19 protein-coding genes are annotated in these 21,953 nt (G+C 38.6%); 8 read left to right on the forward strand and 11 right to left on the reverse strand.

All coding sequences use genetic code 11. The features are described 5' to 3' along the window. The first annotated feature begins 76 nt into the window (after window positions 1–76). From AAOP42_RS19585 to AAOP42_RS19595, 3 genes are read left to right on the forward strand one after another with little or no spacing between them, the layout of a single operon-like run. Window positions 77–448 carry a carboxypeptidase-like regulatory domain-containing protein gene (locus AAOP42_RS19585; RefSeq protein ID WP_349530276.1) on the forward strand — a complete coding sequence of 124 codons (372 nt, stop codon included), beginning with the start codon at window positions 77–79 and terminating at the stop codon, window positions 446–448. A gap of 6 nt (window positions 449–454) precedes the next feature. Further along, window positions 455–1,012 carry an NUDIX hydrolase gene (locus AAOP42_RS19590; protein WP_349530277.1) on the forward strand — a complete coding sequence of 186 codons (558 nt, stop codon included), beginning with the start codon at window positions 455–457 and terminating at the stop codon, window positions 1,010–1,012. Continuing rightward, window positions 1,009–3,777 (forward strand): FlgD immunoglobulin-like domain containing protein, encoded by a 2,769-nt coding sequence (locus AAOP42_RS19595; protein WP_349530278.1) that lies wholly within the window; start codon window positions 1,009–1,011, stop codon window positions 3,775–3,777. The genes AAOP42_RS19590 and AAOP42_RS19595 overlap by 4 nt, the downstream gene beginning before the upstream one ends. Window positions 3,778–3,793: 16 nt before the next feature. Here the strand turns inward: AAOP42_RS19595 and AAOP42_RS19600 are convergent, their stop codons facing one another. Continuing rightward, complete coding sequence (locus AAOP42_RS19600; protein WP_349530279.1) at window positions 3,794–4,402, reverse strand: YkgJ family cysteine cluster protein; 609 nt, start codon at window positions 4,400–4,402, stop codon at window positions 3,794–3,796. Window positions 4,403–4,525: 123 nt separating this feature from the next. On the opposite strand from AAOP42_RS19600, the gene rnhB reads away from it, so the two are divergent. Continuing rightward, window positions 4,526–5,137 (forward strand): ribonuclease HII, encoded by a 612-nt coding sequence (gene rnhB, locus AAOP42_RS19605; protein WP_349530280.1) that lies wholly within the window; start codon window positions 4,526–4,528, stop codon window positions 5,135–5,137. A gap of 40 nt (window positions 5,138–5,177) precedes the next feature. Here the strand turns inward: rnhB and AAOP42_RS19610 are convergent, their stop codons facing one another. The 4 genes from AAOP42_RS19610 to AAOP42_RS19625 all read right to left on the reverse strand — a co-directional run bounded on the left by AAOP42_RS19610 (window position 5,178) and on the right by AAOP42_RS19625 (window position 9,820). Then, window positions 5,178–6,041, reverse strand: a complete 864-nt coding sequence (locus tag AAOP42_RS19610) for an alpha/beta hydrolase (RefSeq protein WP_349530281.1) — start codon at window positions 6,039–6,041, stop codon at window positions 5,178–5,180. Window positions 6,042–6,202: 161 nt separating this feature from the next. After that, window positions 6,203–8,902, reverse strand: coding sequence for an outer membrane beta-barrel protein (locus AAOP42_RS19615; RefSeq protein ID WP_349530282.1), 2,700 nt, complete (start codon window positions 8,900–8,902; stop codon window positions 6,203–6,205). Between the two features lie 242 nt (window positions 8,903–9,144). After that, window positions 9,145–9,378, reverse strand: a complete 234-nt coding sequence (locus tag AAOP42_RS19620) for a hypothetical protein (RefSeq protein ID WP_349530283.1) — start codon at window positions 9,376–9,378, stop codon at window positions 9,145–9,147. Between the two features lie 40 nt (window positions 9,379–9,418). Further along, window positions 9,419–9,820 (reverse strand): YkvA family protein, encoded by a 402-nt coding sequence (locus AAOP42_RS19625; protein WP_349530284.1) that lies wholly within the window; start codon window positions 9,818–9,820, stop codon window positions 9,419–9,421. Between the two features lie 145 nt (window positions 9,821–9,965). Here AAOP42_RS19625 and AAOP42_RS19630 point away from each other — a divergent pair, with 145 nt between their 5' ends. Continuing rightward, window positions 9,966–10,385 carry a hypothetical protein gene (locus AAOP42_RS19630; protein ID WP_349530285.1) on the forward strand — a complete coding sequence of 140 codons (420 nt, stop codon included), beginning with the start codon at window positions 9,966–9,968 and terminating at the stop codon, window positions 10,383–10,385. A gap of 35 nt (window positions 10,386–10,420) precedes the next feature. Here AAOP42_RS19630 and AAOP42_RS19635 read toward each other — a convergent pair whose 3' ends face one another. Further along, window positions 10,421–10,957: a MepB family protein gene (locus AAOP42_RS19635; RefSeq protein ID WP_349530286.1), complete on the reverse strand. Its 537-nt coding sequence runs from the start codon at window positions 10,955–10,957 to the stop codon at window positions 10,421–10,423. Between the two features lie 48 nt (window positions 10,958–11,005). Between AAOP42_RS19635 and AAOP42_RS19640 the strand changes: the two genes are divergently transcribed. Then, window positions 11,006–11,791, forward strand: coding sequence for a prolipoprotein diacylglyceryl transferase (locus AAOP42_RS19640; protein ID WP_349530287.1), 786 nt, complete (start codon window positions 11,006–11,008; stop codon window positions 11,789–11,791). 76 nt (window positions 11,792–11,867) lie between these two features. Here the strand turns inward: AAOP42_RS19640 and fdhA are convergent, their stop codons facing one another. The 5 genes from fdhA to AAOP42_RS19665 form a co-directional block, all read right to left on the reverse strand. Further along, window positions 11,868–13,058 (reverse strand): formaldehyde dehydrogenase, glutathione-independent, encoded by a 1,191-nt coding sequence (gene fdhA / locus AAOP42_RS19645; protein ID WP_349530288.1) that lies wholly within the window; start codon window positions 13,056–13,058, stop codon window positions 11,868–11,870. A 95-nt stretch (window positions 13,059–13,153) separates the two neighbouring features. Then, window positions 13,154–14,530, reverse strand: a complete 1,377-nt coding sequence (locus AAOP42_RS19650; RefSeq protein ID WP_349530289.1) for a DUF2231 domain-containing protein — start codon at window positions 14,528–14,530, stop codon at window positions 13,154–13,156. Window positions 14,531–14,611: 81 nt separating this feature from the next. Further along, complete coding sequence (locus AAOP42_RS19655; protein ID WP_349530290.1) at window positions 14,612–15,523, reverse strand: sugar phosphate isomerase/epimerase family protein; 912 nt, start codon at window positions 15,521–15,523, stop codon at window positions 14,612–14,614. Further along, the gene (locus AAOP42_RS19660; protein WP_349530291.1) at window positions 15,524–16,990 is read right to left on the reverse strand and encodes a DUF1501 domain-containing protein; all 1,467 of its coding nucleotides are present in this window, start codon (window positions 16,988–16,990) and stop codon (window positions 15,524–15,526) included. Between the two features lie 6 nt (window positions 16,991–16,996). Beyond that, window positions 16,997–19,720, reverse strand: a complete 2,724-nt coding sequence (locus AAOP42_RS19665) for a DUF1553 domain-containing protein (RefSeq protein ID WP_349530292.1) — start codon at window positions 19,718–19,720, stop codon at window positions 16,997–16,999. A 415-nt stretch (window positions 19,721–20,135) separates the two neighbouring features. Between AAOP42_RS19665 and AAOP42_RS19670 the strand changes: the two genes are divergently transcribed. Continuing rightward, window positions 20,136–20,693 (forward strand): helix-turn-helix domain-containing protein, encoded by a 558-nt coding sequence (locus AAOP42_RS19670; protein ID WP_349530293.1) that lies wholly within the window; start codon window positions 20,136–20,138, stop codon window positions 20,691–20,693. A gap of 94 nt (window positions 20,694–20,787) precedes the next feature. Further along, complete coding sequence (locus tag AAOP42_RS19675; RefSeq protein WP_349530294.1) at window positions 20,788–21,900, forward strand: hypothetical protein; 1,113 nt, start codon at window positions 20,788–20,790, stop codon at window positions 21,898–21,900. The last annotated feature ends 53 nt before the right edge of the window (window positions 21,901–21,953 follow it).

A 21,953-nucleotide genomic window follows, 5' to 3' on the forward strand; every position in this document is an offset into this window, starting at 1 on the left:
ACTGGCAGGGAAATTGATGCTGTCAAATGTGGCAATGTTTGTCATTTACACAATTTAAAACTTTGATTTCTATATCATGAAAAAGGCATTTTATTCAGTCGCAATCTTAACCGTTTTGTCACTTACCACCTCAGCATTCAATACCATCAACAAACCCCTGTTACCTACTTTCTTAAAGGTCACTGTATTGGATCATCTTGGAAATATAGTTGAAGGGGCGACAGTTACTCTTTATGCAAGTGAAGAAGATTATTTTGAAGAAAAAAAACCTGTAAGAGAAGGTGAAAAAACAGATAAAAAAGGCAGGGTTACTTTTAAAAAGTTAGAGCCTATCCAATATTATATACATGCAAAAAAAGGAGACAAAGACAATGTTGGTGAGGGAGTATCTACAAGTAAATTAATAGAAGGAAAAATTAATCTTGTAAATACCATAATCAAAGAATAGCCTTTAATGACAAGGCAAGATATTCGAAATCAACTTTGTGAGTACGAATCTCCCTATCCGGAAGAACAAGCTTTTGTTCCCCGGTTTCTATCGTTATTAGAATTTCCAAATTGTTTTGAGAGAACCTTATTGACTGGTCACATTACCGCATCGGCATGGATCACGGATCAGTCAATGAAAAACACCCTGCTGCTTCACCACAGGAAGCTGGGCAGATGGCTACAGCCCGGCGGTCATGCCGACAGTATAGAGGACGTAGTAGCGGTAGCAAAAAAGGAAATGGAAGAGGAGACAGGTTTAAGTTCATTCTACCTGGCTCAAAATGGTTTTTTCGATATTGATATACACTCCATTCCCGAAAGGGGAAATGTTCCTGAACATGAACATTATGACATTCGGTTTCATTTTATCGCAAAAAAACCGAACGAGGTGGTTAAAAATGAAGAGTCTCTCAATATTAAATGGATTCCTCTTGAAGAAGTTTTAAATCTGGTGAACCATGAGCAATCATTCATAAGAATGGTAGAGAAAAACAATGTTTCGGCACTAAGGCTTATCAAATGAATAAGTTAATATTCATCATAGCTGCTTTTGTGACAATCATATCAGCATTATTATTTTTTTCTATCAAAACCAATACAAAATCGTCCCATAAAGTTAATTTGGTTGAAGCCCCATCAGCAATAGGCACAAAGGAAGATCCGTGGAAAAGACTTAATTATGAAATCAGGCAATTGACAGACCCTGCTACAGGACGTATTCCTGACAACATTCATGAAAAAGAAGCGGAGTTTGTAAAAAGTATTCCAACCGTAGAATCAGTAAGTCAAAAAACAAATTACAGAACCAAAGCACAACTCTGGACTTTGGCAGGGCCATCCAATGTAGGTGGCAGAACTCGTGCCCTTGCACTGGATGTCACCAATGAAAACATCATCATAGCAGGGGGAGTGTCTGGTGGTATGTGGCGTTCTGAAAATTCCGGATTGTCCTGGTCTCGTGCTTCTCACCCTTCGGCTATCAATAGTGTAACTTGTGTGGCTCAGGATATTCGCTCCGGCAAAGAAAATATTTGGTATCACGGTACAGGAGAACTCAGGGGCAATTCTACACGAGCAGAGGGAGCACCCTACAGAGGTGACGGAATCTTTAAATCGACCGATGGTGCAAAAACCTGGGATGTTTTATCCTCTACCACGAGTGGAAAGGAGGCAGAATTTAACAGTGCTTTTAACTACGTATGGAACATTGCGACCAACCCCACTCGACCCGACGTGGATGAAGTATATGCAGCGGTATATGGAGGCATCATACACTCACAAGATGGGGGTAACTCCTGGCAAACAGTGCTAGGTGCGAATTTAATTAACAGGCCTGATGGAACCGATCTCAACCAATCAGGAGCTTCATTTTACACCAATGTGATGATTACTCCATCAGGTACCATGTACGCTACTCTGAGTGTATTTACTGCTCTTGGAAATAACGTAATCAACAAAGGTGTCTTTCGATCCACGAATGGAATTAACTGGACAAATATTACTCCTGCTGGTTTTGCCAGATTTCACCAAAGAATTGTAATGGACTATGCTCCAGGCAATGAAAACATAGTGTATTTCGCTGTTGACAATGATGACTTGGAAATATGGAAGTATAACAACTCTAATGCTTCCTGGCAAAACCTATCTGCAAACGCACCTGATTTCGAAGGTGAGTTGGGGTCTTTTGATACCCAGGGAGGATACAACATGGTTATTGCTGTTCATCCTGAGAACCCGGATATTGTTTTTGTTGGTGGAACCAACTTATACCGAACTACAGACGGATTTTCTACTTCATCAAACAATTCCTGGATCGGTGGTTATGATCCTGAAGGATCAAGCAATGAGTACGAAGGCCACCACCCTGATCAACATGCTTTAGTATTTTATCCTTCCAATCCTGATAAAATGATAAGTGCCAACGATGGAGGACTGATGATAACCCTTGACAATAAAGCCAACGAACCCACATGGGTCAGCCTCAATAATGGATACGTCACTTCACAGTTTTATTCAATAGCTATTTCCAAGGAATCAGAGGGAATAATAGGTGGTATGCAAGACAATGGCACTTACCTTAAGACTGCTCCCGGCATCAACCAACCCTGGAACGACATTTTTGGTGGTGACGGAGGATTTGTTGCCACTACTCCGGAGGATTTATTTTGGTATGCCTCATTCCAAGAATCTCAGATCTACAGGTTAACGCTAAACAAACAAAGTAGCCTGACTTCTTTTGCCAGAGTAGATCCTGAAGGTGGCAGTGGGTATCTTTTCATCAACCCTTATGTTCTTGATCCCAACAATTATCACAGGATGTATATGGCCGGTGGCGAGACAGTATGGAGAAACAATAATTTGTCTCAAATACCCGGAGGAAAACAAAATCCGACTTCTGTAAACTGGGACCGTTTAGATATTGAAGAAATGAACACGAATGTTACAGCTTTAGATATATCCACCTCACCAGCGAATATACTGTATGTTGGCACAGACAATGGTACAGTAATGAAGATAGAAAATGCCAATGCGGGGACAGGAAAAGTATCAACAGTTTTCAATAGCGGCGGATATGTGGTAAATATTACCATCGACCCGTCAAATGCCCAAAATGTTTTTGTCATCAACTCTAATTACAATATTCCAAGTATATTTTACTCTCAAAATGGAGGAGAAACCTTTGCAGATGTAAGTGGTAACCTGGAAGAATTCTCTGACGGAACAGGAAACGGACCAAGTATCCGATGGAGTGAAATCATTCCACTTTCAGGTGGAAATTACAAGTATTTCGTAGGCACCAGTTCTGGTTTGTATTCTACAAATATCTTAAATGGAGGCAATACCGTTTGGCTAAAAGAAGCAAACGAAACCATAGGCAATTCGGTCATCCGAATGATGGATTACCGAGATTTAGATGGCAAATTTGTTGTGGCCACTCATGGCAATGGTGTCTTTGAATCAATCATAGAAAATACATTGCAAATAGAAAAACCAATCGCTAATAGCCAGTCACTGGTTGTCACTAATAGTTTCCCCAATCCTTTCAGCAATCATATTGATATTGAATTTGAAATACCCGAACAAGGACCACTTTCAGTAATCGTTTTAAACGCTTCCGGACAAAACATCAAGACTCTAATCAACTACCCCCAATTTGCCGGAAGTGTGAATGTACGTTGGGATGGCACCAACACCCAGGGGCAACCTGTAAAAGATGGGATGTACTTTTATCGCATTTTTTACAACGGAAAGGTAACAGGAGGAAAAATGATTTACGATCGGCAGTAACAGCTTGATGAAATCATCAAGCTACAGTTTTCATCCCTCTTGGAAATGGACGATAGGCATAATAGTGCAACACTTCTTCTATTGCTCTTTTCAAAGCCTGATTGATTGGTAAAAAAGCATTGCCCATTTTAAAATCAATTTGCGCCAAACGCATATAGTAATCTGAAAACACAGGCACATACATCTTTTGGCTGATCAATCCGGCCACCTTACCATAGTTCTCAGCCTGTCCTTCTTTGATTATTTTGCAGGTTGCCAATCGCAGTTCACCAAGCTTGTCTCTGGAAGCTCCATACCCAAAAAGCCTGCAAATCAATCCCCTATAAGGATATTCACTGCATTGCCCATTTACCTTATCTCCAACCGAAAGCGGATTATATATCACACATATTCCACTTTTTTCTTCTTCCAGCGTTTCCAGCGTTTCCTGAGCTTTCCCATTCAAAAACAAATAAAAGGCATAAGGAAGAAATTCTAATGGCGTGGCATCTATGTCCGGTTTAGTGCAGCATTTCCCACATCCCGATACGCAAAACAGACCTGTCTGTGCTTTAAATTCGGTAATCTCCAACTCGAGACGACCAAACAACCGTTCGACCGATCTCACTTTACGTATGATTGACATTGATTAAGTACGCAAATATACAGCTACTTCAATTGCTACAATATATCAGCATCATTAATAAATTCACTACAACCTTTGACAAAGGCTGGTAAGTATTGATCAATCTAGCTAGATTAGCCACTTATGGAAAGTTTGCTCCCCTATTTTCAGGAAAATCTAATAGAAGCAGGATGTGACGAAGCTGGTAGGGGATGTCTTGCCGGGCCAGTGGTGGCTGCCGCAGTTATCCTTCCCAAAGATTATTTCCACCCTGTACTGAACGACTCTAAAAAGCTAACAAAAAAACAACGAGAAGGTCTGATAGATGACATCAAAGCTGCTGCCATTGCCTGGGCCATTGGAGAAGTCAATAACTATGAAATAGATGAAATCAACATCCTGAATGCCTCATTTCTGGCAATGCACAGGGCGGTTGACACACTGAAGAGTACACCCGAAATGCTCATCATAGACGGAAATAGATTCAATAAATATAGTAAAACACCTCATCAATGTATTGTAAAAGGAGACTCTAAATATTTTTCCATTGCTGCAGCATCTGTTTTGGCAAAGACCCACAGAGACCAACTGATGGACGCTCTGCATGAGCAATACCCATACTACAATTGGAATACCAATGCAGGATATCCCACCATTGCCCACCGAAATGCTATAAGAAAACACGGAATCACCTCATATCACAGGAAAAGTTTCAGGCTATTGCCAGAGCAACTGGAGCTTTTTGAAAATGAATAGACTCATTATACTCGTTAACAAAAAAGGTCTCGTCAACAATCTAATGCTGATGAAAAGTATCGGATACAAATCCCAAAACCACTGGAAGCGATTCACGCCAATAGCTCCAGCTGTGCCCTCCATTTCTTACTCTGTACTCATGGGGAACATTCTTGCTCCTCATCACTATATGTACAAGGCTGTTTCCTTCATAAAGAAAATCATCGTCACCACAGTCAATGAACCAACGAACTGATTTCAACTCATCAACAGGTATGTCATTAACCAGCGAAAGTGCATTGTGTCGTTGATAGTATGCTTCAATCTCCGAATCTTTATACTTCTCATTGTTTTTTGCCAAACGATCTTTGAATTGATCTAAAGAAAGGGCTCCTATGTAAGCACTCAATGGACAAGCTGACGAAAACATATCGGGACGATGCAAAGCATACATAAAAGAACCTCCTCCTCCCATTGAAAGCCCTGCCACGGCACGATAACGTTTTTCATTCCTGGTACGATAAGTTTTTTCCACATGTGGAATCAACTCATCAAAAAAGAAATCTTCGTATCTCCATTCATCATTTACATTATTGAAATAACCACGACGACCCGTATTTGCATCCGGCATCACTATAATCATCGGTGTAGCTGTTCCATCCTTAATGGCATTGTCAGTTATTCGGAGCACTTCTCCGAACTGTATCCATCCGGTTTGATCATCTCCGGCACCATGCAACAAATAAAGAACCGGGTAACTCCTTTGCGATGTTTCGTAATCAGGTGGCAAATAGATGGCATACTTGCGTTCCATCTTCAGAATCTTACTGTCCATAGTAAGCGCATCAAAGACTTTTCCACTTTGCCCCAGACATGCCATGGATATACATAAACTCAAGCTCAGAATAATTAGGTGATTTTTCATTGTTCTACAGTTAAATAAACAGTTCCATTCATTTTTGAAAAACAGAATAGAAACTGCAATATCAGTTTGTTTGATCAAAAGACCAACCCGAACTAAATTTATTGCTATCGCCTTTTTGAATCAATCAATTTTTCTAAATAATTGAAAGGAGGATGAAAACCTTAAAGCTCGTAAACGTCCTTGAAATCTTCCTTGGTAGTACCTGCACTGAAGTGTCGGATGTTGTAAGTAAAGGTCAGCATAAAATAGCGTTGTAATACTGTGGACTGACTATCTTCTACATACAATTCGGTGATGTTTCTATTGGCATTATTGTTCTGCTTAAGTAAGTCATAAACATTGATACTTATTTCCGCCAAATCATCCTTTAAAAATTTCTTCCCTGCACTCATGTTGAATAATAAAGAAGAGTTATCATACCCTGCGGACAAACCCGTATTGAGTTGATGCCTGACATTTGCCCTGTAAACAAACCCATCTAAGAACACCCAACGGTACTTAAAATTAGTAGTATGGTTGTAAAAATTATTATTTAGCGTCGGACGAAGTGAATTTTGAGCTACGTTGTAACTGGATCCGGTAGAAATATTGAAATCCAGATTTTCACTTATATTGCTGTTCAAAGAAACTCCCATTCCAAATTTACTTGTATTGGAGTAATTGACCTGATCATTGATCAAACCAGGTCTCTTGTAATAACTCATTCCACCTCTAAAATAAATATTGGATTTGATGGATTCCAAAGGTTTGCCGTAGCTCATATAAGACCTTACATAATAGTATCCATCGACATTCGCCGGACGTGTCAGCTGAGATCCTTCTTCCAAAATAATACCATCAGCAACCTCTGTCTGTTCTTCCGCAATAAAAGTGGCATTAGTAACTAAATCTTTAGCAAAAGAAGACTCCACTGAAGCGTATATGGATTTACCCGTTTCTTCATTATTGAACCAATATCTGGCTCTTCCCCAATGATAATAGGTCTGATTTAAATCAGGATTTCCGGCTCTTAACTGCAAAGGGTTTGAATTATTGATCACATCCTGAAGATCGCCCACTGAAGGCTCATTAGTCCAGGTATGATAATTAAACTCAACCCTTTTATCCTCAGAAATCTCATAGTTTATTCTGGCAGATGGCAATACACTCTTAAATACTCTATTTTGATGCATATTCTTAGGAAACTCCTGTTGGTTTTCCATGTTGGCAACCTGGTATTCAGCCTCGACTTGAAATTTTATTTTCTCAAATTTATACTGATACCCCAGTTCTGTACTCTGACGCAGGTACTGGCTTTCAAACGTATTACTTAATGCAGTATCTATTCTGGCATACTTCATACTTTCATCGATATCAAAAGTTAATTTATCAGAATCATCTATTCTGTTTCCAATCTTATATTCCAATTCCATCATACTATGTTCTCCAACAGGTTCAGTGTACGATGTGTTGACACTCCATGAAATTCCTGTTCTACTCAATGTAGTCTGCTGGTCAATAATACTGACACTGTCACTCTCTGAATAAAAATAATTTTCAGCATATCTTGTAGCAAAATCCTCGTTGGTGTGCCACCCTGTATGTATTCCTGTAGTCAAACTACGCCCCTTTTTGTTGAATTTGTGGCTATAATAAAGATTGTTATCGTAATCATAGTCTTTGTATTTTCTTACCGAACTATTCTCCGTTGAATTAACAAGTTCGCTGGCTGAAGTGGTAATACCGGAAAAATCATCATTAACCCTCTCATTGTCAAACTTAAGATTGGGACGCATAATAAACCGATTGTTTTCGTCGATCTTATATTCGATTTTAAAACTAAATCTATGCAATGCATCAACCCTATTCACATAACTTTCTTGTTTGTAAACTTGACCCGAGTCAGATGCAACAGCATAATCTCTAAACTTATTTTGGCTTTCCTGATTTTCCTGCCTTGAAAACTGATAGCTAGCATGTACCTCTAACTTTTCACTTAAATCTTCGCTAAAATTCACCCCTATATTGTTGGTTTTTACCTGCCCATTCTGCACTCTGTTTTCACCAAGAGTATTAGGATCAGCAGAATAATCAATCATATTGATGTTGTTGCTGATTCCGGTAACAGTTACCCTACGGTCATTGTTGAAAAAATTAACACTTGAACCAGCCTGATAAGCTTTATCATCACCAATACCAACGGTTGCTTTACCAAATTCACCCCTTCTCCTATTGGGCTTGGTAACAATGTTAATCGTCTTCTGCTGCTCTCCATCGTCAAAACCACTCATCGCAGCTTTGTCACTTTTTTTGTCAAAGATTTGAATACTGGCAATCACTTCAGCAGGCAAATTCTGTAAAGCAGCTTTCACATCCCCTCCAAAGAAGGGTTTCCCATCTACCAGTATCACTTGTACATCTTCTCCATTGGCCTGAAGTTTCCCGTCCTGCATATTGATACCCGGTATTTTCTCTACCAAATCCTGCGCAGACGCATCGGCTGTAGTTTTATAAGCACCAGCGTTGAACTGAGCTGTATCACCTTTCTGCATCGCAGCGATCGGTTTGCCAACCACTTGGATTTCATCTAACATTTTGGTGCTTTCTTTAAGTAAAAGTTTACCCAAATCTAAGTTCTTTTTAAGTTCAACTTTCTGATACAAAGATTCAAATCCAACAAATCCGATTTTTATTAAATAAGCACCAGCCTTAATTTCCGTGATTTTAAAATTGCCGTCAAAGTCAGTAACACTTCCCTTAATCATTGAAGAATCTGAAGGGTTTTGGAGGACTACAGATGCTCCCGGAAATGTCAATCCATCTTCCGCACTTTGTACCGTGCCCGAAATACTAAAAGATTGAGAAAATAATGATGTGGACAAACACAAAAAACAAATAACTAAAAACAAATACCGCATTATATCAAACTAAACTCTATTAAAAAATATCTTCAAATGACTGTCTTTCACCTGTTTCCATTCAAAAAAAGGACTATTTCATTGAATGAACCATAAAATTGGTTGCTTAGCAAATACCAAGCCTAAATCAATAAGGTGTAAATAAAAAAAAGGAATCAAGTAATCTGACAACAGAAGACAAATGTTTAACACCTTTATTTTAATAGCTATTGAATTATACTCCCCTTCTTATTTTTGGTTGGTGTTTTATCTGTTTTTTTAGGCTTCACAGATTTTTTAAATATAGTGTAGAACAATATCAACGACATTCCTGAGATCATCACCAGGTTGTACCACTTAGGCTCTCCATCCTGATACGATTTCATAAATTGCAGAGTAGCCAAAAATATGACAAGAAACCCTCCGGATATACCCAATACTCTTAATGTCTTATTACTCATAAAGTCAACGCTGTTTTTTTGATTAAATTAGAAGAAAATGCTATGCAGATTGTCGTGAAATCTCCCACTGACGGAATTTTTCAATGTCTTCTTTAATGCTTTGATAGACCCAATATACAATGGCCGCATCATCAGTCAATCCTAAACCAACTATAAAGTCAGGAATGAAATCAAGAGGAGTAATAAAATATATAAGTGCTCCGACTGCCATCACACTTGACTTCAATGGAAAATCTTTATACTCTCCTGAAAATTGAGCCTTCACCATTCTAATCATTAAACTGATTTGCTCCACCAGCCCGCGTAACTTTTCATTATTTTCCACTACAGTTCTCAGTTTATCAGCGGATTGTCCAAGCAACTCATAAATTTTTTTCTTGTCTTGCAAGAGTGCTGTAGCTTTCTCTTTATATCCCTTAAAATTTATATCTTTAATGTTCATATAATACAAATATATAATATCATTAAATTAATAGTTGTAATAATTTAACTCAAAACCCAATCCTATAGTTGTGCTAAGATTCATTTTGTTGCTTTTCATCCTATCAGCTTCTATCGACAACTGTCTCTCTCAAGACTTCCTTTTAATGTCAAGTCCGGGTATGGGTAAGAGATTCAAAATTTATGAAGGTGATGAAATAAAATTTCGACTGGAAGGAGAAAAATATTTCAATGTTGAAACCATAAAAAAACTGAACGGAGACTCTGTATTTCTTCAAAATTCCGTTGTGAATATAAAAGACATTTCAGTAGTTGACATCAGAAAATACAATCAGCACAGAATGAATCCTGACGTTCTCGCAGGGGCAAGTGTTCTGGCAGGAGCCGGGTATTTTATTGTAGATCAATTTAACCACACGGTAGTAAAACAACGAGGCTGGAATGTAAATGGAAAAGTAGTCAGAACAAGTGCCATACTCATTGGAGTTGGAATCATTATTCACAAAACAAAACGAAGGTATTTTAAGGTGAATAAGAAAAATAAAATCAGCATAGTTACCTTTTAGGCGATCAGTCCCATTTGTGAAATTATCCTAAATTCTCATTCAGAATAATTTTGAAAATAAAGTTTACGGGCTCTACCCAAATCAATTGACTTGGCCATATCTGCGGATAAAAAATATTCCAATTGCCATTTTTGTGTGCTTTGAGCCTGCTTATTACTGGCAATATCCCAGGGAGGATAAACCCGGATTGCCCGCTTTCCTTCTTTTTGATTATTAGAAATGATGTGGTGTTTCGTCAGTACAGATTTTGGAAACACGAATTGTCCTAAATAATCATCTTTCTTTACGACAACTATTACTAAATCAAAATCATCAGCAACATCATAAGGCTGAATCGGCCCATCAGCAATTCTTTTCCATAAAGTAACGAATTGACCAGTTTTTGTTGGAGTAATTTTAGCACTTCGGAATATCACTTTCAAGCGACCTATCTCAAAGGTAGAAGCATCATATTCCCTACTTTCCTTTTCTATCTGCAGATTGGTCAACTCAAAACCACTTTTATCATATATCTGTTCCCTCACCAACAGGAAAGTTTTTTCTCTGGATTCAGAAACTTGGTTTGTTTTCATTAACATTAAAACTAGAACTTATACCGGAAAGAATCCTAACTTTGATTTATGTATCCTGTATTATTTTCAATCGATTTTTTTGGACACCTTGTTAATATCCATAGTTACGGAGTGCTCATATCATTTGGTGCACTTATGGGTTTTATTTACGCTTCCACCACTGCAAAAAAAGAACTCGGCATAGAAAGCCAAACGATGCAAGGCTTAGCCCGCATAATTATTATCGCAGCTTTTGTCGGTGGCAAAGTACTGTATTTTCTTGAAGACCCTGGATTTTATTTTTTTCCTCCAGCCAATATGCTCCATAATTTCCGTACCGGATTTGTATTTTATGGGTCACTATTGTTTGTGATTCCTTCAGTGATATGGTTTTTCCGAAAACACAAATTACCTGTGATGCCTATGCTTGACATTGTAGCCATTGCCGGACTTATCATCCATATATTTGGAAGGATGGGTTGTTTCTTTGCCGGATGCTGCTACGGAAAGAAAACTGATGGATTGATTTTTATCGAATTTACGGATACAGCTTCGGTAGCCCCACTTCACCAACACCTGCATCCTACACAACTGTACAGTGTTACATTACTCATCACTATTCTTATAGTTTTATTGATGTTCAAAAGGCACAAGAGATTTGAAGGCCAATTGTTTTTTATCTACATCATGTTGTATGCCATAGGACGGGGAGTCATTGAAATTTTCAGAGGAGATATCAGACGAGGCTATATAATAGACGGTATCTTATCACACTCTCAATTTATTTCTCTTATCCTATTAGGAATAATCTTATTTTTTTATGTTCGGTTTCTGAAAAAATCTAAAGCTAACTGATTTTCTTATAGAGCCCACACACAAATGAGGCTGCCTCAAAAGACAGCCTCATAAAAATAAGTCAAAGATGGGATTTTTAAGCAGGGATCATTCCATGAGGATCAATCACATACTTTTTAGCTGCACCATGATCAAAATCTTTATAGCCATTTGGCCCTTCGTCCAAACTGATCACTTGCACATTTACCGCATCGGCTATCTTAATTTTATCGTAAAGAATGGCTTGCATTAAATCTCTATTGTAAGTCATTACAGGACACTGCCCGGTATGAAAATGATGGGATTTAGCCCAACCCAATCCGATTCTAATACTCAGGTTTCCTACCTTGGCATTGTCATCAATTCCTCCCGGATCACCGGTTACATATAGTCCCGGAATACCAATTCCACCACCTGCACGAGTAACTTCCATGGCAGCATTCAACACAGTAGCAGGTTGTTCTGTATCACTTCCATGTCCATGTCCTTTGGCCTCAAACCCAACACAATCTACAGTACAATCCACTTCCGGAATTCCTACAATTTGTTCTATTTGCTCTCCAAGCGTGGCATCCTTTCTCAAGTCAACGGTTTCGCACCCAAAGCTTCTGGCTTGTGCCAGTCTCTCGGGTATCATATCTCCCACGATTACTACTGCCGCACCCAACAAATGGCATGAAGCAGCACATGCCAACCCTACTGGCCCGGCACCAGCGACATATACAACCATACCCGGTTTCACTCCGGCTGTTACCGCTCCATGATACCCGGTTGGTAAAATGTCTGATAATAAAGTCAAATCCCGGATTTTCTCCATTGCCTGATCTTTGTTTGGAAATTTCAGTAGATTAAAATCAGCATAAGGTACCATGACATACTCTGCCTGGCCGCCTATCCAGCCACCCATATCCACATATCCGTAAGCAGATCCAGGACGAGCATCATTAACATTCAAACAAATTCCTGTTTGCTGTTCCTTACAATTTCTACACCGACCGCAAGCGATGTTGAACGGTACTGAGACAAGGTCTCCGACTTCCAAATACTCAACATCCCTGCCTTTTTCCAATACTAATCCCGTAATTTCATGTCCAAGAATCAACCCTTCCGGTGCGGTAGTTCTACCACGAACCATATGTTGATCACTCCCACAAATGTTGGTTGAAACAATTTTCAGGATAACACCATGGTGACATTTCCGATCACCAAGTGCCAACTCCGGAAATGCAATATTTTGCACTTCCACGATACCTGGTTTGATGTAAGCAATTCCTCTGTTTGTTGCCATAAGTTTATTGTTTAGTTAAATAATTAGTGACATAATCTAAATAACAATGGCAATCATCAGACACTTGGCCTTAAGGAACTTTTTCTACATTCTCATCAAACTCCTATTTCAATTTGTAGTCCCGGAGTTGCTTCTTTGATTCTGGCTATCCCTTCTTCTGAAATGTTGGTTTGCCAGATAAACAACTTTTTAAGTTTTGATAATTGCAAAATACTTTCAACTGCTTCATCCGTAATTTGATTTCCGTAAATATTAAGGTACTCCAAATTTTTAAGAGACTCCAGGTATTTTATGCTTTCGTTAGTAATCATAGTCTGATTGACCTTGAGTCTCGTAAGATTGGTAAGCTGCCCAATATAAGAAAACCATTTATCATCCAATTGACTACCTGAAAGATTGAGCCAGGTAATATTTTCCTTAGCCCTTAATAAAGTTATCAATTTTTCTTCATCTAATGGTTCTCTATTATAGGAAGAATAGGTTACTTCCAACAAAGTACTGTTGCTTGCTATAGTCTTTATCTTAAAACCTTTTGCTGCTATAGAATCATAAGTTTCCTGACTTACGGAAGGCAATTTTAAACTCGCTAAAAAAGATTCTTCCTTTCCTATTCCAACCTCTTTCAAATATGTTTTTATTCTGTCCGAAAGAGTAAGGTCAACTACTTTTTTATCAAATGGAGCTCCTTGTTCTATCCACCACTCCAAGAGAGCCACTTCTTCTTTTGTCAAGGGTGTTCGACCTTCCGTTGGCATAAAATCATCATGATTGGGATCTAGGGTGACTCTACGGTACAATTCACTTTCCGCCGGATCTCCTGCAACAATTACAGGCCCGTTTTCACCACCTTTCATTATGCTTTCCCTGTCTATGAGCAACAGTTCCCCTTTTGCCTTGTCATTGTTGTGACAAATATTGCATTTGGTTTCAAATATTTGATGAACTACATCTTCATAAACCAATGCGGAATCTAAAGAAGTGATTCGCTTGCGGGGAGGCTTCAAGCCTGCAATCGACCGAATAGAATTCGGCGCATGTTCCAATAAATAAGTTGACCCATGAGTCAAATTGCCGCCATAATGTCCTGCCACAGAAAGCAGGAGAAGTGCCATAGCTAAAGTGACCTGATATGCTCTTTTTGCCCAATCAAATTGGCTGATTTTACTCTTAAGAAAAAAAGCAATAAACGCTATCAGGGATGTGCTTATCCCTGTCCACTTATGAATATTCAGCGTTTCTTCATTGTACCCTCCATCTGAAGCCAACATGAGCCCAAGGACTATTGCAATTACTCCAAAAGTAGCCCCTATCAAAAGACCATAGGCAATCGCACCATCCAGATCGATTTTTTTCTTCCAGGAAATCAATTCGAAAATAGCAGCCAGGATAATAAACCCAATAGGCAGGTGCACTACCAACGGGTGAAATCTGCCAAAAAACAAAGGAATATTTGCATCTAAAAGTATGGTCATTTATAGTCTGTGTTTTAATACTTCATTTTTTATTTTCATGAAATTGAAAAGCATGTGATATACAGTGTATCTGATACTTCCTTACAGATACCTTTCCTTCCATTCGTTCATCATGTGCACATTGATAGCCCATTGGTCGGCTATAGGTTGCTGAGTGTAAGGCAGTGTCCACATATAGCTGGCAGGGCCAAACTCAGTGGTGACAGTCAATAACTCACCTGCCGCCTTCTTTCGGGCAACCACTGCATCCCACCAGGCATAATGGGCATCTTTTGCCCTTTTCCATTCCGGAGCACGTGGGTCACTCACCTGAGGCCCTTCTTCATGTCCTATTCTGGAATGGATATGCTCTGTTCTATCCAGTACCTTAGCAATTGTTTCTTTTTGATTTCCTAGTAGTGACTCTGCTACTGCACACCAATGGGATATATCCAAAGTAAGCCTCAACTCCGGAATTGAATCTATAAAAGGTTTGCATACATGTGCTGCAAAAAGCATTCGTCCACGATGAGTTTCCTGATATACAGGGATTCCTGATTCTTTGGAATAGTCAATGCCCAAGTGTATCAATTGTGTACTTTCTTCAAAAGATAAAAAATCTCTTCCAGCATGACTATTGATAAAATCCGGTTTTTTAAGAATCACCTTTTTTAGATTTTGAGAATAACTTTCCATATGCTCTTTGAGGTCATTACCTCCACTACCTGCCAAAGCTCCATAAGACAAATTGTATTTATCTAAAGCTTCAAAGAGGGCTTCTTCCTGTGCTTTATCTCCAGGTAACCAATCTTCGACACCATCATAACCTTCAGCTTTCACACGACGACAAAAAGCATCCATTGAACCCTGATAGCCCCATCTGGTGGCATAAAATTTTATTCCAAATCCTGATTTCACTGTTTTATTCTCTGTGATCATGTTCATTCCGGATAGAGCAAGACCCGTTCCTGCAACAGAAACATTGGTCAAAAATTGTCGTCTGGTTTGTTCCATTTATGCCAAAAGGTCTTTTACAACATGACCGTGCACATCCGTTAATCTAAAATCTCTACCCTGAAACTGATATGTAAATTTTTCATGATCCAGTCCCAATTGATGAAGCATGGTAGCTTGCAAGTCGTGAACATGTACTCTGTCTTTAATCCCGTAATATCCTATTTCATCTGTCTCTCCGTAAGACAAGCCACCTTTAATACCTCCACCGGCCATCCAAATGGTGAATGCTTCAGTATGGTGATCTCTACCATAAAACGGCATCACAACACCACCACGATTTTCACGCATTGGAGTCCTTCCAAACTCTCCTCCCCATACTACAAGGGTATCATCCAATAAGCCTCGCTGTTTCAGATCCTTTATCAAAGCAGTCATTGGTTTGTCCACCTGATCACATTTATCTTTCAGTCCTTTGTTCACAGAGCCACCTTCAAAGTTGCCGTGCATATCCCAACCCCAATCGTACAGTTGAATAAACCGAACACCTTGCTCTACCAAACGACGAGCCAGCAGGCAGTTATTTGCAAATGAGGCCTTGCCGGGTTCAGCACCATACATTTCCCTGATATAATCCGGTTCTTTTGTTATGTCCATGGCATCAGGTACAGAGATTTGCATTTTAAATGCCATCTCGTATTGAGAAATTCGAGACATGATCTCTTTGTCTCCGAATTCCTCATATTGTTTCTGATTTATGGCATTTATCGCATCAAGGGATTCTCTTCTGATATTCCTGCTCATGCCATCAGGATTGGATACATATAGAATTGGATCTCCCGAATTTCTGCACTGCACCCCCTGATATTCTGATGGAAGAAAACCACTGCCCCAGGCATTTTTTCCTGCACTCGGGGTTTTTCCTCCAGACACCAATACCATGTAGCCGGGGAGGTTTTCATTTTCTGATCCAAGCCCATAAGTCACCCAGGCTCCAATACTCGGCCTTCCTGCTCTGGGACTGCCCGTTTGTAAAAAGAGCTGAGCCGGTGCATGGTTAAATTCATCGGTATGCATTGATTTAACAATTGCAACATCATCTACTATGGTACTGAAATGAGGTAGCACGTCAGAAATATATGCACCGGATTGGCCATATTGTTTAAACTCATGCTGCGGCCCAAGCATGGTTGGAGTTCCCTGAATAAATGCAAACTTTTTACCTTCCAAAAGTGACTTTGGACAATCCAAGTCATGCAATTCCTTGAGTTTTGGCTTATAGTCAAACAGTTCCAGCTGGGAAGGAGCACCTGCCATGTGCAGGTATATCACTCTTTTTGCTTTAGGATAAAAATGAGGCAGAGTGTCAGAAAGCATCTTTTCTTCCAAACTTTTTCCAAAAACATTTTGTGGCCCCATAAGGGAAGCTAATGCAATCCCACCAAGCCCGGTAGTGCACTTTTTAAGGAAATGTCTACGAGTGGTGTATTCCAGTTTAGTCTTTCGAGCTTCGTTGTATAAGTCCATTTCTATTTAATTTTTTACTATAAATTCATCCATATTCATAAGGGCATTGGCCATAACAGTAAGTGAAGCCAACTCCAGGCTATCTGACTTAGCTATTTCTCTGGCTTCCTCAACATGCTCACTATAATATTCTTCTGTGTTGTCCAACAATTTTACCAGAATATCTGTTTTTGACGGATCAGGAAGTTTACCCATTACCTTTTGATAAGCTGTCTCTACTTTTGCTTTTTTATCCCCTTCAAGAGGCAATATTTGTTTTGCTAAATTTCTGGCTGCTTCAAAGTACACCGGATCATTAAGTGTAACCAAAGCCTGAAGCGGCGTGTTGGTATTGATCCTTCTTGATAAACAAAACTCTCTGCTGGCAGCATCAAATGTGATGAATGAAGGATAGGGACTTGACCGTCTCATATAGGTATATAAACCACGACGATAAGCATCCTCATTTTCACTTGTTTCCCATGCTTCATTGCTATATACCACTGTCCAGACTCCTTCGGGCTGATAAGGCATAACACTAGGACCATACATTTTATCACTCAACAAGCCGGATACAGCAAGTGCCTGATCCCTTATTTGTTCTGCGGACAGTCGGGTGCGGGGACTTCTGGAAAGCCATTTGTTATTTGGGTCTTTTTCTTTGGCTTCTTGCGATATCACAGCAGTTTGCTGATATGTAGCAGATGTCACTATAGTTTTCAAAAGCTTTTTTACATTCCAATCCCATTCACCGGAAAATCTTAGAGCCAGCCAATCGAGCAACTCAGGATGTGAAGGGTAATCTCCCAGGGTACCAAAGTCTTCGACGGTCAATACTATACCTCTTCCGAATAGTTTTGCCCAGAATCTATTGACCATCACTCTTCCGGTCAATGGATTCTGATCGCTTACCAACCATTTTGCCAAATCAAGTCGATCAGCAAACTCCTTATCTTCATCATTCAACAGCTTGGGAATGTCTGAGGAAACCTGATCTGCTTTTACCATCCAGTTGCCTCTAACAAATACATTTGTTGATCTGCTATGTGCTTTTGATTTTTCAACCATCACTGGCGTGGTATTTTTTGCAGGAGCATTCAACATTTCATCAATATCGGCATACACTTCTTTATATTCTTCATTTTTTTCACCCGGTAGTTTTTCTCCCAGTAAAAAACCATCAATGGAGCAACTGTAATCTTTGGACTTGCTGTCAAACTGAAAATAAAGATCTGCTGTTTTAGTACCTCCGGTAATAGCAATCGGCAGATTAGTAAAACCATTTGTTTTGACTAAAGGGGTTTTTCCAATGATCGTTCCATCCAGGCTGTCAATTCTGATCACTAAAGTCCCTTCATCTTTGCCGGATTGCTTGTAATTGAAATAAATCCTGTCAACATTATTAAGAGAAACATTTTTTATTTTTATTAAAGCACCTTTGTGTACTTGCATATAGTCCTGTCCTGCCCGATTGTAGTGCACAACATTTTCTACCTTATCAAAATCTTCTGGTCTGAGTTTTGGCTCTCCGATACGTACAAATCTTTCCCATTTATTCCCCACTTTATCAGACGATCTGCCAGCGATCCATTCTTTGATTTCATCCAGCTTGTTTTCATCCTCCTCTTTCAGTTCCCTCAAGATAGGATGTTCGGATGGCACATCCCAATCGGATGTATTGTTGAAAAAGGCCATTGAAGTATAGTATTCTTCGTGACGGATGGGATCATATGGATGACTATGGCATTGCACACAACTCATAGTAGTGGATTGCCACACTTCCCAGGTATTGTTGACCCGGTCTATCACAGAAGATATTCTGTATTCTTCATTGTCAGTACCTCCTTCACCATTATTTAGCGTATTTCTGTGAAAGGCAGTAGCCACAAGGTTATCTATAGATGGATCTGGTAAAAGATCACCAGCAAGTTGCTCAACGGTAAACTGATCGAAAGGCATGTTCTGATTGAATGCCTTGATCACCCAATCCCTATACTTCCAAATTTGTCTTCCTCTGTCAGCCTCATAGCCCTTGGAATCTGCATACCTTGCCAGATCGAGCCACATACTTGCCCAATGTTCTCCATACTGTGGAGATGCCAGGAGTTGATCAACTACTTTTTCAAAACTATCAGTTGAATTGTCATTAACAAATGCTTCTACCTGATCCAATGTTGGGGGTAAACCAATGAGATCCAAATAAACACGTCTCACCAAGTCTTCTTTTGCTGCTCTTCCTGAAGGAGTAAGGTTATGACTCTGCAATTTCTCTGAAATAAAATGATCTATTTCGTTTTTTGCCCAGTCAGAGTTATTGATAGCAGGTACTTCAGGCTCTTCCGGTTTTATATAAGCCCAGTGTTCCTGCCACTCTGCACCCTGTTCGATCCATTTTGTGATGGTTTCAATTTCCTCAGGCTTAAGAGGATCTCTTTCGAGAGGCATACGCATTTCCTCATTTTCGTGAGTGATCCTTGCGATCATCTCACTTTTTTCAGGATGCCCAGGCACTATACCTATTTTTCCATTTTTGGTTTCACCAAGCGCATTTTCCCTGAAGATCAGTCCAAATCCACCTGATTGCTTGACACCACCGTGACAACTGATACAATTTTTATTGAGGATAGGCCTGACCTGCGTGTTGAAGTCAACTTTTTCTTCTTGACAAGAAGCCCCGACAAGCATGATACACCCAAAAGCAAAGTACCAGTTGTAGGAATGCATTTTAGTAAAACTGAATAGTTTGATCATTATAAATAATAATAGTAATTATGCGAATTTCAAATTTGCTAATTACCTGCAAACTTTGCTTGACCCAGAGTCTCAATTGCTTGACTAAAAGTGTATGTATCTGATTTTTTGCTTTAAAAGAGCAGATTACGGAAGTAATCTCCAAAACCTTTCTACTCTTAATTTATGATACTTGAACGTTTAAAAGTTTACTTGATGAGATTCCTACCCACAGTAGGACAGAGAGAATATTATTCACATAATTAGATTCTAATTTTAAAGATAGAATTATTATTAACTTTAGTAAAAGTTGGCAACTATCCGAACATACATCTGATTTAATAATGTCGCAGAAATGTCAGAAAAAAGTCAAAGAAATGTCGCAAAACTTTGTATTGATTTTTCATAGCATTGCCCAATGCAAAAATCAAAAACCATGAAATCAATCGGAAGAATAATTTACGAAACACGCAAATCAAAAGACATTTCCCAAGAGGAGTTGGCTGTTATGGCTAAGATCAATTTGAGAACAATTCAAAGAATTGAAAACGATCAAAATGAACCGAGAGGTACTACAATCACTTTGATTTGTGACGTATTACAATTAGATCCCAATGAATTAAGATCACAGGAAGCACAAAATAGATTTAATCATCTGGGTCATAAGCTAGTAAATGGGATATTTCTGATAATATTAAATATCACGTTAACAACCATTATTGGGTATTTGACAATCTCTGATATTGCAAATCTTTACAGTAGAATAGGTGCTTTTTTTCTATCTGTTTTCCTACCATATTTTATCGTATCAATTACACGCAATTCATCACCCCTAATCAGACTCATTAAATTTGGGACTGGATTTATCATATTCATTATTATAGCATTCTTTCAAATGGAAATATCTAAAGCAATTTTTATGGGAGCAGTTCCAATCCCACTAATAGGCCTTTCTATTCTTTTCTATGGAGATTTCCTTCAACTCAGAAAGTAAAGTAAAATTAATTAACAAAGAGCCCTAGATTTCTCTGCCTAACATATCCATAGGCTAATCACATCTCTATTAAACATAAATATTATCTTATATCATGAAAGCTATATTTTCAAATTTCTACCCGCTAAACAAATTCGCTATTAGTAATATCCCATTACTTCTTTTACTAGTGCTAAGCTGTAATCAGCAAACACAGAAAATACCATTTAACCATAAAATAAAGGTTGAAAAGACAGTTATCAAAGGAAAAGTTGATAATTGGCCTACAGATACACTATACTTTGCTTCACTTCCATTTCATTCTCCCTATTCCACTTTCGAAGGTTTTCACCTACTAAGAAGTAATAAAACTTTCGAACATACCTTTGACAGAGTGGATGAACCCTTCATACTTTTTCTAACACCAGAGAAGAGATTTCTCGACCAGCGTAGCTTCTTGTTATTTGAGGGTTTCACTAAAGAATATTACCATGGCTATTGTAAGAATTTTTTTACCATGCCTATAACAACCTATTTGATAGAGCCTGGATCAGAAACCATTGTAGAATTATCAAAAACCAGTCGTTATGGTCAGACTGAAATAAATTTTTTAAATGAGAATATTTATTGCTCCAAATATTACCAGACCACATTTGAGTTAGATCAGCGACTTGATGAGGTTATCACAATGGCTAACACGGTGGAAAAAGCCATCGACAATATGAATCAAAAAGAAAAAGAATTGTTGACTTCACTGAAAAAGGAGAGTGCTTTTATAAGTCCTTTTCTATACAATTTTACAAAAGCAGAAATAGAATTTGCCGCAAGAAAAGAATTTTTAAGATACCTACTTCTTGATCATCCAGATATGACTTCAAAGTTTTTCGAAAATGGAATTCCAGCCAATATTACAGAAAGGATAGAGTTTGATAAAGAAAATATAGATTATGCAACTTTAATAAGTCAAGAATACAATGAGTTCCTTGAGTTATATATTAACTTCAAGTACAGCGAAATGGCACATAAACTAGTTGTATATAAAGAATTTGATAAAGAAAAGTATGAGCTTGCTTCAAGCCAACTCCCACCTCTTTCCAAATACTCCTATTTAGCCAATAACCTACTGCATTCAAATATGAATCAACAGACAAAAACTTTATCCAAAAAACTTATTGAAGAATATCCAGATGGCGAACTAAATGACAAACTACTTAATAAATACAACTGAAACAGATTGCAAACAAACACTAATCAAAGAGTATGTGGTTCTTTTGGCAAATC

It is taken from the genome of Reichenbachiella sp. MALMAid0571 (assembly GCF_040151475.1).
Taxonomy (GTDB): Bacteria; Bacteroidota; Bacteroidia; order Cytophagales; family Cyclobacteriaceae; genus CAXBNB01.